This is a genomic window from Cryobacterium flavum (genome assembly GCF_900103805.1).
Classification (GTDB): domain Bacteria; phylum Actinomycetota; class Actinomycetes; order Actinomycetales; family Microbacteriaceae; genus Cryobacterium; species Cryobacterium flavum.
Genome location: NZ_FNIB01000008.1, coordinates 104,958 through 118,099, shown reverse-complemented (window position 1 = coordinate 118,099; position 13,142 = coordinate 104,958). Strand labels below are relative to the sequence as shown.

Here is a 13,142-nt window from a genome sequence, read left to right as displayed (position 1 = left end):
TGTTATTCCGTTCCCAATCCGCCGGCCGAGACCGGTTCTTCTGCATGTTTCACCAGCACGGCGTTGAGCAGCGCCACGTTGAACAGGCCGTCCAGGTCGCCGTCCTTGCCGAGGCCGGCCTTGACCGCTTCGGCGAGCGAGACCGGAAAGGTCGAGGCCAGCGGGTCGACATTGAATTTCACTTCGGTCAGGGCCCGGGTCAGAACGTCGTCGGTGAGTGCCTTGCCGGTGTCGGCCTTGAGCTTCGTGTTGATCGTGGCTGCGGCGTCGGCCGGGTTCTGGGTGAGCCAGTCCACGGCGGTGACGTGCCCCTGGAGCAGGGCGCTCACGGTGTCGGGATGCTCCTCGAGAAAGGCCTTACGCACGAGGAGCACGGTGGTCGGAAAGTCGCCGTTGTCCCACAGGTCGGCTTCGTTCACGAGAACGTGGCCGCCGCCTTCCAGGACGAGCCGGGACACCCACGGTTCGGGTAGCCAGGCGCCGTCGATCTTGCCGCTTTGAAACAGGGTCAGGGTTTGCGCATTGTCGCCGGGTGAGACGGTGACGTCGCCGCCGCCAATCGTGCTGGTCTCATAGCCCTCGTCGCCCAGCCAGGAGCGTAGGGCCACATCCTGGGTGTTGCCGAGCTGGGGCGTGGCGATGGTGGTGCCGGCGAGGTCGGCCGGGGTGTCAATGCCGTCGCGCACGACGAGCGCTGCCCCGCCGCTCGCGGCTCCGGCCACGATGACCGCCGACTGGCCGCCGCTCTGCACAAAGGTGTTCACGGCCGGACTCGGACCGATGTAGGCGGCGTCGATCGCGCCGGCGCTCAGGGCCTCAACGGCAGACTGCCCGGCGCTGAAGATCTGGGTGCTCAGCGTGGTATCGCCGAGGGCGTCCTCGAAGAAGCCGTTCTGCAGGCCCACGAGCGCGGCGGCGTGGGTGACGTTGTCGAAGTAGCCGAGGCGCAGTTCGGTGGCTGGTCCCTGGTCGGTGGCGGGCTCGGCGCTGACCGAGGTCGCGCATCCGCTTAGAAGAAGGGTGGTTCCGAGCATGAGAGCGCCCAGACGTAGCGAATTCTTCATTAGAAGTATCCTTCCTTCTTGCGGTCTTCCATGGCGGCCTCAGAGATGCGGTCGTCGGCGCGGGTGGCGCCTCGTTCGGTGATTGTGCTCACGCCGACCTCGCGCACGACATCGGCGACGGATGCCGCACTCGAGTCGACCGCGCCGGTGCAGCTCATATCGCCCACCGTTCGGTACCGCACCGTGCGTGTCTCGACGATTTCGTCGGCGCGGGGCAGGCTGACCGGGCTGACCGAACGCCACATGTTGTCGCGGCGGTAGACCTCACGTTCATGCGCGTAGTACAGCGGGGGCAGCTCGATGTTCTCGCGTTCGATGTAACGCCAGACGTTGAGTTCGGTCCAGTTGCTGATCGGGAAGGCGCGCACGTGCTGGCCGACGGTGTGGCGTCCGTTGTAGAGGTTCCACAGTTCGGGGCGCTGGTTGCGCGGGTCCCACTGGCCGAATTCGTCGCGCAGCGAGAGGATGCGCTCCTTGGCTCGGGCCTTGTCCTCGTCGCGGCGGGCGCCGCCGAAGACGGCGTCTTGCCGGCCGGCGGCGATCGCGTCGAGCAGCGGCAGGGTCTGCAGCGGGTTGCGGGTGCCGTCAGCACGCTCCACCAGGCGGCCGTCATCGATGTAGTCCTGCACCTTGGCGACCGTCAGGCGCACGCCGTGGGCGGCGACAGTCTGGTCGCGAAACTGGAGAACCTCGGGAAAGTTGTGGCCGGTGTCCACGTGCAGCAGTGTGAACGGGATCTTGCCCGGCCAGAACGCCTTAGCGGCCAGGTGCAGCACCACGACGGAGTCCTTGCCGCCACTGAACATGAGCACGGGGCGTTCGAACTCGGCGACGACCTCGCGAATGATGTGGATCGCTTCGCTCTCGAGCACGTCGAGTTCGGAGAGACGGTGGGCTGGTGGTGAAACTGGCGTGATCGTCACAGGTGGAGCCCGCATTCTGTCTTCTCGAGGGTGGCCCAGCGGCCGGAACGGGGGTCAGCGCCCGCCGCGACGGGCTGGGTGCAGGGGGCGCATCCAATAGAGGGGTAGCCCTGGGAAAGCAGCACGTTAACCGGAACGTGATTCAGGGTGGCGTAGTCCATCAACTCGTCGTAGCTCCAGGCGGCGACCGGGTTGACCTTGACCAGGCCGTTGCGTTCGTCCCAGGTCACCAGCGGCGTGTTGGCGCGGGTGGGGGCTTCGTCGCGGCGCACACCGGTGAACCACAGCTCGTAACCGCCGAGCGAGCGCTGCAACGGTTCGACCTTGCGCATCGCGCAGCAGGCGTTGGGGTCGCGGGCGAACAATTCGGCGCCGTGCAGGGCATCCTGCTCCGGCACGGTCGTGAGCGGCAGTGCGTCAACGACGGTGACCGGCAGGGCGGCGGCGACCGCGTCGCGGGCTTCATAGGTTTCAGCGAAGTGGTAGCCGGTGTCGAGAAAGAGCACGTCGACGCCCGGCAGCTGCTTCGACACGATCTCGGGCAGCACGGCGTCGGCCATGGAGCAGGCGACAGCCACGGAGTCGGCGCCGAAATTGCGGGCGACCCAGGCGACGACCTCGGCGGCGGTGGCCTCGCGGCCGTTGGCTGCTGCGGCGGCAGCGAGTTCGGCCGAGCCGGCTTCGGCCAAGGCCTCCAGCTCGGCGGCCGGGCGGCGCGCGGGAAGTTCGCGTGCAGGCGCAGCGGATGCCGCGGCGCGCGCGTTCAGGTTGATGGCGCTCATTTGAGCTCCTCCTCGTCGGCGCGGTGCGCCCACTGGGCAAAAGTTTCGTCCGTGCTGCGGGCATCCAGAAAACGACGCACGAGGCGTTCGACGTAGTCGGCCAGGTCCTCCGCGGTGACCTTGAGGCCGCGTACAGTGCGACCGAGGCCGGCTTCGTCCCGATCCACCGAGGCGAGTCCGCCGCCGAGGTGCACCTGGAAGCCGGGGGTGGAGCCGCCGTTGCCGTCCGGCAGCAGCTGTCCCTTGAGCCCGATGTCCGCGGTCTGGATGCGGGCGCAGGAGTTGGGGCATCCGTTCACGTGCAGGGTGATCGGGTGCGGGGCGTCGATTCCGGCGAGCCGCTTTTCCAACTCGAGAATGGCATCCGTTGCGGACTGCTTGGTCTCGACGATGGCGAGCTTGCAGAATTCAATGCCGGTGCAGGCGACGGTAGAGCGGCGGAACAGGCTCGGGCGGGCCGAGAGGCCGATCTCGTCGAGCGCCGCGATCAGCGGTTCGACGTGCTGTTCAGCGACGTCGAGCACCACGATTTTCTGGTGCGGCGTGGTGCGCAGCCGGGTCGAGCCATGGGCTTCGAGCAGGTCGGCGAGCTTCGTGAGGGTCTGGCCGGAGACACGGCCGACAAACGGCGCGACGCCGATGTAAAAGCAGCCGTCCTTCTGCTTGTGCACGCCGATGTGGTCGCCCTGGGTCTTGGGGCGGGGCGCGGCGGGGCCGTCAGGCAGGGTGTAGCCGAGATATTCGTCTTCGAGAATACGACGGAATTTCTCGGTTCCCCACTCGGCCAGCAGAAACTTGAGGCGTGCCTTGCCGCGCAGGCGGCGGTAGCCGTAGTCCCGAAAAATGGAGGCGACGCCCCGCCAGACCTCGGACACCTTGTCTTCGGCGACGAACGCGCCGAGGCGTTCGGCCAGGCGCGGGGTGGTGCTGAGCGCGCCGCCGACCCAGAGGTCGTAGCCGATGCCGAGTTCGGGGTGTTCGACGGCGACCAGGCCGATGTCGTTGATCTCGTGTACAACGTCCTGGCTGGGGTGGCCGGTGATGGCCGTCTTGAACTTGCGCGGCAGGTTGGCGAATTCGTCGGTGCCGAGGTACTTGCGGGCGAGCTCGTTGATCGACTCGGTGGGGTCGATCAGCTCGTCGGCGGCGATGCCGGCCACGGGGGAGCCGAGGAACACGCGCGGCACGTCGCCGCAGGCCTGGGTGGTTTCGAGGCCGACGGCTTCGAGGCGGCGCCAGATTTCAGGCATGTCCTCGATCTGGATCCAGTGCAGCTGAATGTTCTGGCGGTCGGTGATGTCGGCGGTATCGCGTCCGAAGTCGCGCGAGACCTCGCCGATGACCCGAGTCTGCTCGGTGGTGAGTTGGCCGCCGTCGATGCGCACGCGGAGCATGAAATAGCGGTCTTCGAGTTCTTCCGGTTCGAGAGTGGCGGTCTTGCCGCCGTCGATGCCGGGCTTCCGCTGGGTGTACAGGCCCCACCAGCGAAAACGGCCGTGCAGGTCGGTGCCGTCGATGGAGTCGAAACCCTGCTTGGAGTAAATCTGTTCGATGCGTCCTCGCACGGCGAGGCCATTGTCGACCTGCTTCCAGACCTCGTTGCCGTTGAGCGGTTCGGTGCCGTCGATCTTCCACTGGCCGTTCGGGCGCGTTGAGGGCCGTGGCAGGCGGGCTGCGGGCAGCTTAATCGCTGTTGGTGCATTGCCGGCCCCGGCTGCAACGGTGGGCACCGTCTCGGTTTCGTTCGGCACGTCGACTCCCTCGGTTTGCGGTGCCGCCTCGGTATTTTGGGATCCGAAGCAACGACGTCAACGCTACTGCGCCGCACGAATACGGGGCAGGGAGCCGGTCACGTGCTGTCACACACTGTCACGCGGCGTCACACAGGTTGCGCGGAACGTTTCGCGCGCTAGCCGGGCAGCCGATCGCCGCGCGCAAGCCGTCGCCGTCCCCGTAGGCTAAGGACATGGCTGAACGCACCCCCTGGTCCCTCTCCGGCGCACTGCGCGGAATGTTCGCGAAGAAGACCATCGACGCCGACACCTGGGAAGACCTCGAGGATGCCCTGCTGCAGGCCGACTTCGGCCCGAATGTCACCGAAGCTGTCATCGCAGACTTGCGCGCCAAGGTCGCCAAGTACCACACGACAGACCCGACAGATCTCCAGCGGATGCTTCGCGAAGGCATCGAAGAGCGGCTCTCGGTTCTCGACTCCACCCTGACGCTCTCCGAGCGCCCCGCCATCGTGTTGGTCGTCGGGGTGAACGGCGTGGGCAAAACCACCACGATCGGCAAGTTCGCCAAGTTTCTGGGCACCTACGGTCGCAGCGTCGTGATCGGGGCCGCCGACACGTTCCGCGCCGGCGCGGTCGAGCAGCTGTCGACCTGGGCCGAACGCGCCGGTGCGCAAATCGTCAAGCCGCAGATGACCGGGCAGGATCCGGCATCCGTCGCCTTTCAAACCGTCGAGAAGGCGAAGAATGAGGGCATCGAAATCGTGCTCATCGACACCGCCGGGCGGTTGCAGACCAAGGGCGGCCTGATGGACGAGCTCACCAAGATTCGCCGCGTCGTCGAGAAGCAGGGCTCGATCGCCGAGGTGCTGCTCGTGCTCGACGCCACGACCGGTCAGAACGGACTCGCCCAGGCCGAGGCGTTCATCGAACATGCCGGAGTGACCGGGCTCGTGCTGACCAAGCTTGACGGCTCAGCCCGCGGCGGCTTCGTGCTGGCCGTGCAGGAGAAAACGGGCATCCCGATCAAACTCGTCGGGCAGGGTGAGGGCATCAACGACCTCACCGGGTTCACCCCGCACGTCTTCGCGCAGAAACTCGTCGGCTGATGGATAATATTAAGGGAGCGATATGAGCATCGAACACGATTTCTTCGGAATTCTCGGCGACGAAGACGAGGGCGAGGTCTACTGGTCGGAGTCGGCGGAACTCGGTGACCAGAGCGTCGAAATCGATCTCAGCTCGCCCGATGAAGAATCGGTGACCGCCGAGGCTCTTGATATTGCCGCAGCCATGATCGGCGCCATGGAGGACCTCGACTCGCAGGTGCGCGAGTCCCTGGTAGCCGACCTGTCGGCTGAGGTGTCGGTGACCAGCCAATACATCGCCGAGCAGCTCGACGAGATGGACCAGGAGGCGATTGAGAACGCCATCATCTGGGATTCCGGCGACCAGCAGATCGACTTTCTGCGCTCACTGCGCCTGCAGCGCATCGGCTTTCACCCGCACCACAACGGCAGCGAGGCGCACTTCGCGGTGCTCGAGTACGCCATCAGCCCCGACGACACCGACGGCCTGCTGGTCGTGACGATCGACGTGCACGGCGACACGGTTCTGGTAGCCCTCGACAGCTGACCCTGCACGAGGTGCTTTATGGCCGGGTCCTTCAGGGACGGGGCCCGGGCCCCGTCCCTGGGCCCAGCTTATAAACTGCGCCCGTGGCTGGAAGGTGGGCCCGGAGCCCCGGACGGCTACCCCAGGTGCACCGCAGACCCCGCGCCGAGCAGGTCCTCCTTGCGTGGGCGCACCAGGAAGAACGCAATCGGCGCCGCCGCGAAGATGATGATGGCCGCCCACAGGAAGGCGGACTGGTATCCGCTCACGAGGGCGCCGTACTGCGCGGCCTGTGACGGTTCCTTATCGGCCAGATACGAGCTGACGGCTGCGGTGTACAGCGCGGTGAACAGGGCCGTTCCGAGCGATCCGCCGATCTGCTGCATGGCCGTCACGGCCGCGCTCGCAGCCCCGGCGTCGTGGTCGACGATTCCCGACAGTGCCACGTTCTGCAGTGGCACGAAGATCATCGCGAGGCCGGCACCGAGCAGGATCAGCCCGGGCAGCACCTCGAGTGCATAGTTGCCGCCCACCGTGATGCCGGTCAGCCAGAGCAACCCGGCCGCGCCGACGACCGGTCCGACGGTCATCGGAATGCGCACTCCGGTGCTGGCCAGAAACTTCGACAGCACGCCGGCACCGATCATGATCGTCACGGTCATCGGCAGCGAAGCAAGGCCCGACTGGATCGGGGTGTAGCCCAGCACGATCTGAAAGTAGAGCGTGAGAAAGAGCAGCCCGCCGAGCAGAGCAGCGCCCGAGAGCAGCGCCGTGAGAAAAGCCCCGCCGCGCACCTTGTTCGCCATAATGCGAAGCGGAAGCAGCGGATGATTAGACCGGCTTTCCACCAGCACGAACAGTCCCAGCAGCACGAGTCCCAGCGGGAGGCAGACGAGCACGGGCCACGTGCCCCACCCGTTCTCAGCCTGCGCGAAGCCGAAAACCAGGGATCCCAGGCCGAGTGCCACGAGAACAGCCCCCGGCACGTCATACCGCGTGTTGCCGTGCGCTTTGCTCTCGCCAATGACCGGGATCGCGGCCGCGATGGCCACGATGGCGATCGGTACGTTCACGTAGAGGCACCAGCGCCAGCTCGCATACTCGGTCAGCACGCCGCCGAGAATGAGGCCGACGGCCGCGCCGCCGCCGGCGATTGCGCCATAGACGGCGAATGCCTTGATGCGGTCCTTGCCGCCGGGAAAGTTCACCGTGAGCAGGGCGAGCGACGCCGGTGCGAGCAGCGCGGCGAACAGTCCCTGCAGACCGCGGGCGGCGAGTAGCTCCCAGGTGCTCTGGGCGGCACCGCCGAGGGCGGAGGCGATGGCGAACCCGGCCATGCCCACGATGAAGGAGCGCTTGCGCCCCCAGAAGTCGGCGATGCGCCCGCCGAGCAGCAGAAGGGCGCCGAACACGAGCGAGTACAGGGTGACGACCCAGGTGCGGTCGCCGTCGCTCATGCCGAGCGCTTCCTGCGCTTGGGGGAGCGCGATATTCACGATCGTGCCATCGAGCACCACGGTGAGCTGGGCGAGCGCCACGATGGCGAGCAGCAGCCACTTTCTGGGGTGGGGCGCGGTGGCCCTCGACGCGGGCGGAGCGGAACTGGACTGATTTGTGCTGATACCGGGCATGGGACCGACTCTATCGCGCAAACCGAACGAACCAGTTCGTTTTGAGTGAATATTTCGCTATGATCGAGATATGGCACGCGACGGAGCAGACCCCCAGACCCGGATTCTTGAGGCGGCACGCACGGAATTCGCCGCCTACGGCCTCGCCGGGGCGCGCATCGATCGCATCGCGAAGCGTGCGTCGGCGAGCAAGGAGCGCTTGTACGCCTACTACTCCAACAAGGAACGGTTGTTCCTCGAGGTGCTGGAACTGAACCTCCGTGAGTTCGCGAGCGACGCCGTACTCACCGACCACGATGTGCCGGCCTTCGCCGGCGCGCTCTTCGACCATGCGGTGCTGCACGGCGACCACCTGCGCATGATCGACTGGGCGCGGCTCGAATCCGACGGCACATGGCGGCCGGCCCTCGAAGTCATGCTCGGCTATCGCGACGAGCAGGTGCGCCGCATCCGCTTGGCGCAGGAGGCGGGACGGGTCGACGCTGCGTGGGACCCGGTTGAGCTCATGACGCTCATCTTCGGTATCGCCTCGGCCTGGGTGCACGAGCCTGGCGCTTCCCCGGCCCCCGGCGGCATTCCCGACCCGGCAGCCATGGCGGGCCGCCGCACCAACGTCATCCGCGCGGTCGAGCGCCTGATCGCACCGAGTGCAATTCGGCCGATAAACTGACACCATCATGGCAACTTTTGGAAACCTCTCAGATCGTCTTGCCGAGACGTTCAAAAACCTCCGCACCAAGGGCAAGCTCAGCGCAGCGGATGTCGATGGCACAGTCCGCGAGATCCGTCGCGCCCTGCTCGACGCCGACGTGGCCCTCGAGGTCGTCAAGGACTTCACCGGCAAGGTGCGCGAGCGCGCCCTCGGCGACGAGGTCAGCAAGGCCCTGAACCCGGCCCAGCAGGTCGTGCAGATCGTCAACGACGAGCTCATCACGATTCTCGGTGGCCAACAGCGTCGGCTCGAATTCGCCAAGAAGCCGCCGACCATCATCATGCTCGCGGGCCTGCAGGGTGCCGGTAAGACCACCCTCGCCGGCAAGCTCGCCAAGTGGCTCGCCAAAGACGGCCACACCCCGCTGCTCGTCGCCGCCGACCTGCAACGCCCCAACGCCGTCACGCAGCTGGAAGTCGTCGCGAAGCAGGCCGGCGTCGCCGTGTACGCGCCCGAGCCCGGCAACGGCGTCGGCGACCCGGTCAAGGTGGCCCGCGACGGCGTGAAGTACGCCCTGCAGAAGGTGCACGACGTGGTCATCGTGGACACCGCGGGACGCCTCGGCGTCGACGCCGAGCTCATGAAGCAGGCCGCAAATATCCGCAAGGCGATCGATCCCGACGAGGTGCTCTTCGTCATCGACGCCATGATCGGCCAGGACGCCGTCGCCACGGCGAAGGCCTTCCAGGACGGTGTCGACTTCACCGGTGTCGTGCTGACCAAGCTCGACGGTGACGCCCGCGGTGGCGCGGCCCTCTCGGTCGCGTCGCTCACCGGCCGCCCGATCATGTTCGCCTCGACCGGTGAGGGACTCGACGACTTCGAGCCGTTCCACCCCGACCGCATGGCCGGTCGTATCCTCGACCTCGGTGACATCCTCACCCTGATCGAGCAGGCGCAGGGCGCGTTCGACGAGGACGAGGCCCGCAAGGTCGCCGAGAAATTCGCGACCGACACCTTCACCCTCGACGACTTCCTCGGCCAGATGCAGCAGCTGCGCAACATGGGTTCGATCAAGAAGATGATGAGCATGCTCCCCGGCGCCGGTGCCATGAAGGCGCAGCTCGAAAACTTCGACGAGCGCGAGATCGTGCGCACCGAGGCCATCATCCAGTCGATGACCAAGCTCGAACGCACCACGCCGAAGCTGCTCAACGGCTCCCGCCGCCTGCGCATCGCGCGCGGATCGGGCTCGAGCGTCACCGAGGTCAACCAGCTCGTGCAGCGCTTCGAGCAGGCCGCCAAGATGATGAAAACCGTCGCCAGGGGCGGCATGCCCAACATTCCCGGAATGGGCCCGATCCCCGGCGCCGGCTACGGCGGCAAGCCCAAGCAGGTGGCCAAGAAGAAGGGCTCCAAGTCGGGCAACCCGGCCAAACGGGCCGCCGAGAACGCCGCGATCGCCTCGGGCGTCAAATCGACCGGAGAATCCGTCAAAGCGGATGCCGTCGGTTCCGGCTTCGGCCTCGGCTCCGGCGCCCAGCCCGGCAAGGGTAAAGCAGGCGGGCCGACGGAAGAGGAAATGGCCGCGCTTCAGAAAATGCTCGGCCGGTAGCATCCGCTCGTGGACGGGGCCCAGGCCCCGTCCACGGGCCCAGCTTATAAACTGGGCCCGTGGCCATAGGGTGGGCCTGCGAAAGGCTGGGAACCCGCGCTGAATTCGGCGCCGGGCGTCGCGACCAGCACTGGGCCCGGTCCTAGGCTTGAACCATGACTTCGACGACGAACCAGACGAACCAGACGAACCGCAGCATGCGCCTGGGCGTACAGATCGCCCCGCAGCACGCCCAGTACTCCAAAATTCGTGACACGCTCACTGAAGTGGAGGCGCTCGGCGCCGACATCGCCTTCAACTGGGACCACTTCTTTCCGCTCACCGGCGAACCCGACGGCCTGCACTTCGAATCATGGACCATCCTTGCCGCCTGGGCCGAGCAGACCACGACCCTCGAATTCGGTGCCCTGGTCAACTGCAACAGCTATCGCAACGCCGACCTGCAGGCGGACATGGCCCGCACGATCGACCACATCAGCGGCGGACGCTTCATCTTCGGTACCGGCGCCGGCTGGTTCGAACGCGACTACCAGGAGTACGGCTACGAGTTCGGCACCCCAGGCACCCGCCTGAACGCGTTCGACGACAGCCTGAACCGCATCGAGGCCCGCTGGGCCAAGCTCAACCCATTGCCCACCCGCGATATCCCGGTGCTCATCGGCGGTGGCGGCGAGAAGAAAACCCTGCGCATCGTCGCCCAGCACGCCGACATCTGGCACTCGTTCTCGAACCCCGAAGTGCTCGAGCACAAGCTCGGCGTGCTCGGCGCCTGGTGCGACGAGGTCGGCCGCGATATCAGCGAAATCGAGATCTCCACGGAACTGCGGGGGCGCACGGTGGAAGACGCCAACGCGCTCTATGACCTCGGCACCCGCCTGTTCACGGTCGGCATCACCGGCCCCGACTACGACCTCGGCCCGGCGACCGACTGGCTGGCCTGGCGCGACAGCAAGAACGCCTGATTCGACTCGGCCCAGAAGCTGGACCAACGTCGGGCGTTGTAGGTTCGCAACCAGTAAAGCGGTCGGAGCGCGTGAGCGACAGCGGACGCCCCCGTGCCGGCGGGAAGTCTTTGCCCTCGTCGAACGTTATCCGTGTAGGTCAGCCAATTGAAAGGAATATACCCATGAGCAAGACTTGGTTTATTACTGGCGCGTCCAAGGGGTTTGGCCGCCAGTGGACGGAAGCTGCGTTAGAACGTGGCGACAGCGTTGCAGGCACCGCACGAAAATTGGAAACTCTCGATGCTCTCGTTGAGAAGTACCCGAATACTTTTTTGCCGATGCGGCTCGACGTCACGGACCGGGACGCGGATTTCGCGGCCGTGCAAGAGGCGGCCGAGCACTTCGGCCAGCTCGATATCGTCGTCAATAACGCTGGGTTCGGTCACTTCGGCATGGTTGAAGAGTTGACCGAAGACGAGGCCCGAGCTCAAATCGAGACGAACCTGTTCGGCGCGCTCTGGATCACACAGGCGGCGGTGCCCGTCATGCGAAAGCAGGGTTCGGGTCACATCATCCAGGTCTCGAGTATCGGCGGTATTAGCGCCTTTCCCACCGTCGGTATCTACCATGCGTCGAAGTGGGCACTCGAGGGCTTTTCACAGTCGCTTTCCCAGGAGATCGCGGGCTTCGGCATTAACGTGACGTTGGTGGAACCCGGTAGCTTCTCGACCGATTGGTCGGGTCCCTCCGCCTCGCGCAGCGACGAGATGGCGGAGTACGCCGATGTGCGACAGGCGGCGGCGCGTCGTCCCTCTGCAAACGATCCCGGTGACCCGAAGGCTACCAGAGGTGCGATTCTCAAGGTCGTCGATGCACAGAAGCCGCCACTGCGCATCTTCTTCGGCAAGGCGCCCCTGGGCATCGCGACGAAGGACTACGAGTCACGACTGGCCACGTGGAACGAATGGCAGCCGGTGTCGATTGAGGCACACGGTGCCTGAGTCTCCAGGACCACCGCGCACTCAACGGTGAGCTGACGGAACCTTCAAGCGTATGAAATTTTCCCAGCCGCAGCGGGTGAATCAGCAAACTCTGCGTGCGGTTCCGGGACATTCGGCGACGAAACGAGGGCCAGAGTCGGGATTGTCAGGTGGTGGGCAGGGCGGCTGTCGTCTGTGCGGGATTCCAGACCGCGCGCTCGCGGTGGGCGAATTCGGCGAAGCGAATGGACTCCCGGCCAAGGACCCCGCGCACCGTGTCGGTCAGCTCGCCCGCCATGCCGAGGCGGGCGGTGGTGTAGATCGCGGCAGTGACCAAAACCATTCCCCACGGCATGCCGAGGGTGCGGCGTGCGTGTTGGAGGTATCGCATGATGCCGGGCCGTGCATAGCGAATGGGGCGGCCGAGTTCGTCCGTCAAGATCTGGGCAACCTGCTGGTAGGTGAGGGCTTCACTCCCCGTCACCGTGTAGGCGGTGTCGGCGTGGGACGATGGTCGAGCAGGGCAGCCGCGGCGATCGCGCCGATGTCTTCCACATCGACGAATGCGGTCGCGCCCCGCCCGGCCGGAACCATGATCTCGTCGCGATCACGGATGTCGGTCAGGTGGGTGGTGGAGAGGCTCTGGTGGAAGAACGAGGCGCGAACGAACGTCCACGCGACCCCAGATGTGCGAAGCCAGGTTTCGATGGCGGCATGCGGTACGACCAGGATTGGATCGTTCGCCATTCAAAAACCTCTCGTATTGCTTCCCTACCCAAATTTTATCCGTCGTGATCGCTAGCGCACCCGCCGTAGCCGAATCGGGCCTTTCGCTGTCGACGGGTCGACCACGGCGCCGCCTTGGGTGATCTGCAGTTCACCGCGGGAGACCATGCGGCGGGCGGCTCGCCTGGCCGGTTCGATGAGATCGCGCCATTCCTCATTGCCGACAGCCTTCGCCGCGTCGGACGGACAGATCGTGGCGGTCTGTGCCCGGGCAGTGAGCAGGGTCGTGATCGATTCTTCCAACCGCAGATCGGTCGCGGTGACCCCGCGGTTACGGCATGAGTCCGAGCAGTATTTCACCGAATCCCAGTCGCGCGCCCACTTCACGCGCCACTCGATCCGGCGTCCACACGACGCGCAGGTCTTCTCCGGGACGCGATCCGCAGGGGTCGAATCGGCCCGTCGATGGTGCACCATT

The 13,142-nt window shown here is 66.0% G+C and carries 14 protein-coding genes; 6 read left to right on the top strand and 8 right to left on the bottom strand.

Features of this window, described 5'->3' with window-relative positions; all coding sequences use genetic code 11:
• Positions 1–2 precede the first annotated feature (2 nt).
• From BLS91_RS13135 to BLS91_RS13120, 4 genes are read right to left on the bottom strand one after another with little or no spacing between them, the layout of a single operon-like run.
• Entirely contained in the window at positions 3–1,064 is a 1,062-nt protein-coding gene (locus BLS91_RS13135) for an ABC transporter substrate-binding protein (RefSeq protein ID WP_092341213.1), read from the bottom strand.
• On the bottom strand, positions 1,064–2,002 hold the full coding sequence (gene cysD / locus BLS91_RS13130) for a sulfate adenylyltransferase subunit CysD (protein WP_092341212.1): 939 nt from the start codon (positions 2,000–2,002) through the stop codon (positions 1,064–1,066). Before cysD ends, BLS91_RS13135 begins: the two co-directional genes overlap by 1 nt.
• Positions 1,984–2,769 carry a phosphoadenylyl-sulfate reductase gene (locus BLS91_RS13125; RefSeq protein ID WP_092341211.1) on the bottom strand — a complete coding sequence of 262 codons (786 nt, stop codon included), beginning with the start codon at positions 2,767–2,769 and terminating at the stop codon, positions 1,984–1,986. The genes cysD and BLS91_RS13125 overlap by 19 nt, the downstream gene beginning before the upstream one ends.
• Positions 2,766–4,499: a nitrite/sulfite reductase gene (locus tag BLS91_RS13120; protein WP_092341308.1), complete on the bottom strand. Its 1,734-nt coding sequence runs from the start codon at positions 4,497–4,499 to the stop codon at positions 2,766–2,768. Before BLS91_RS13120 ends, BLS91_RS13125 begins: the two co-directional genes overlap by 4 nt.
• A gap of 236 nt (positions 4,500–4,735) precedes the next feature.
• On the opposite strand from BLS91_RS13120, the gene ftsY reads away from it, so the two are divergent.
• Positions 4,736–5,611, top strand: coding sequence for a signal recognition particle-docking protein FtsY (ftsY, locus tag BLS91_RS13115; RefSeq protein WP_092341210.1), 876 nt, complete (start codon positions 4,736–4,738; stop codon positions 5,609–5,611).
• Between the two features lie 22 nt (positions 5,612–5,633).
• The gene (locus BLS91_RS13110; RefSeq protein ID WP_092341209.1) at positions 5,634–6,137 is read left to right on the top strand and encodes a DUF2004 domain-containing protein; all 504 of its coding nucleotides are present in this window, start codon (positions 5,634–5,636) and stop codon (positions 6,135–6,137) included.
• A 116-nt stretch (positions 6,138–6,253) separates the two neighbouring features.
• Here BLS91_RS13110 and BLS91_RS13105 read toward each other — a convergent pair whose 3' ends face one another.
• On the bottom strand, positions 6,254–7,747 hold the full coding sequence (locus BLS91_RS13105; RefSeq protein ID WP_092341208.1) for an MFS transporter: 1,494 nt from the start codon (positions 7,745–7,747) through the stop codon (positions 6,254–6,256).
• A gap of 70 nt (positions 7,748–7,817) precedes the next feature.
• Between BLS91_RS13105 and BLS91_RS13100 the strand changes: the two genes are divergently transcribed.
• The 4 genes from BLS91_RS13100 to BLS91_RS13085 all read left to right on the top strand — a co-directional run bounded on the left by BLS91_RS13100 (position 7,818) and on the right by BLS91_RS13085 (position 11,959).
• Positions 7,818–8,417: a TetR/AcrR family transcriptional regulator gene (locus BLS91_RS13100; protein ID WP_092341207.1), complete on the top strand. Its 600-nt coding sequence runs from the start codon at positions 7,818–7,820 to the stop codon at positions 8,415–8,417.
• 7 nt (positions 8,418–8,424) lie between these two features.
• Positions 8,425–10,014 carry a signal recognition particle protein gene (ffh, locus tag BLS91_RS13095; RefSeq protein ID WP_092341206.1) on the top strand — a complete coding sequence of 530 codons (1,590 nt, stop codon included), beginning with the start codon at positions 8,425–8,427 and terminating at the stop codon, positions 10,012–10,014.
• Between the two features lie 155 nt (positions 10,015–10,169).
• The gene (locus tag BLS91_RS13090) at positions 10,170–10,976 is read left to right on the top strand and encodes an LLM class F420-dependent oxidoreductase (protein ID WP_092341205.1); all 807 of its coding nucleotides are present in this window, start codon (positions 10,170–10,172) and stop codon (positions 10,974–10,976) included.
• 164 nt (positions 10,977–11,140) lie between these two features.
• Positions 11,141–11,959 (top strand): SDR family oxidoreductase, encoded by an 819-nt coding sequence (locus BLS91_RS13085; RefSeq protein WP_092341204.1) that lies wholly within the window; start codon positions 11,141–11,143, stop codon positions 11,957–11,959.
• 145 nt (positions 11,960–12,104) lie between these two features.
• Here BLS91_RS13085 and BLS91_RS13080 read toward each other — a convergent pair whose 3' ends face one another.
• The 3 genes from BLS91_RS13080 to BLS91_RS13070 are packed head-to-tail and all read right to left on the bottom strand — an operon-like array spanning position 12,105 to position 13,141.
• Complete coding sequence (locus BLS91_RS13080; protein ID WP_092341203.1) at positions 12,105–12,422, bottom strand: Rossmann-fold NAD(P)-binding domain-containing protein; 318 nt, start codon at positions 12,420–12,422, stop codon at positions 12,105–12,107.
• Positions 12,419–12,685 (bottom strand): Rossmann-fold NAD(P)-binding domain-containing protein, encoded by a 267-nt coding sequence (locus BLS91_RS13075; protein ID WP_092341202.1) that lies wholly within the window; start codon positions 12,683–12,685, stop codon positions 12,419–12,421. The genes BLS91_RS13080 and BLS91_RS13075 overlap by 4 nt, the downstream gene beginning before the upstream one ends.
• Before the next feature lie 51 nt (positions 12,686–12,736).
• Positions 12,737–13,141 carry a DUF2256 and DUF3253 domain-containing protein gene (locus BLS91_RS13070; protein WP_092341201.1) on the bottom strand — a complete coding sequence of 135 codons (405 nt, stop codon included), beginning with the start codon at positions 13,139–13,141 and terminating at the stop codon, positions 12,737–12,739.
• Position 13,142: the final 1 nt, after the last annotated feature.

What these genes read in the sequence shown, in the direction of transcription:
- BLS91_RS13100 (WP_092341207.1), top strand. Translation starts at nt 7,818, where the DNA reads ATGGCACGCGACGGAGCAGACCCCCAGACCCGGATTCTTGAGGCGGCA.
- BLS91_RS13125 (WP_092341211.1), bottom strand. Translation starts at nt 2,769, where the DNA reads ATGAGCGCCATCAACCTGAACGCGCGCGCCGCGGCATCCGCTGCGCCT.
- cysD (WP_092341212.1), bottom strand. Translation starts at nt 2,002, where the DNA reads ATGCGGGCTCCACCTGTGACGATCACGCCAGTTTCACCACCAGCCCAC.
- BLS91_RS13075 (WP_092341202.1), bottom strand. Translation starts at nt 12,685, where the DNA reads ATGGCGAACGATCCAATCCTGGTCGTACCGCATGCCGCCATCGAAACC.
- BLS91_RS13090 (WP_092341205.1), top strand. Translation starts at nt 10,170, where the DNA reads ATGACTTCGACGACGAACCAGACGAACCAGACGAACCGCAGCATGCGC.
- ftsY (WP_092341210.1), top strand. Translation starts at nt 4,736, where the DNA reads ATGGCTGAACGCACCCCCTGGTCCCTCTCCGGCGCACTGCGCGGAATG.
- BLS91_RS13105 (WP_092341208.1), bottom strand. Translation starts at nt 7,747, where the DNA reads ATGCCCGGTATCAGCACAAATCAGTCCAGTTCCGCTCCGCCCGCGTCG.
- BLS91_RS13085 (WP_092341204.1), top strand. Translation starts at nt 11,141, where the DNA reads ATGAGCAAGACTTGGTTTATTACTGGCGCGTCCAAGGGGTTTGGCCGC.
- BLS91_RS13110 (WP_092341209.1), top strand. Translation starts at nt 5,634, where the DNA reads ATGAGCATCGAACACGATTTCTTCGGAATTCTCGGCGACGAAGACGAG.
- BLS91_RS13070 (WP_092341201.1), bottom strand. Translation starts at nt 13,141, where the DNA reads ATGGTGCACCATCGACGGGCCGATTCGACCCCTGCGGATCGCGTCCCG.
- BLS91_RS13135 (WP_092341213.1), bottom strand. Translation starts at nt 1,064, where the DNA reads ATGAAGAATTCGCTACGTCTGGGCGCTCTCATGCTCGGAACCACCCTT.
- ffh (WP_092341206.1), top strand. Translation starts at nt 8,425, where the DNA reads ATGGCAACTTTTGGAAACCTCTCAGATCGTCTTGCCGAGACGTTCAAA.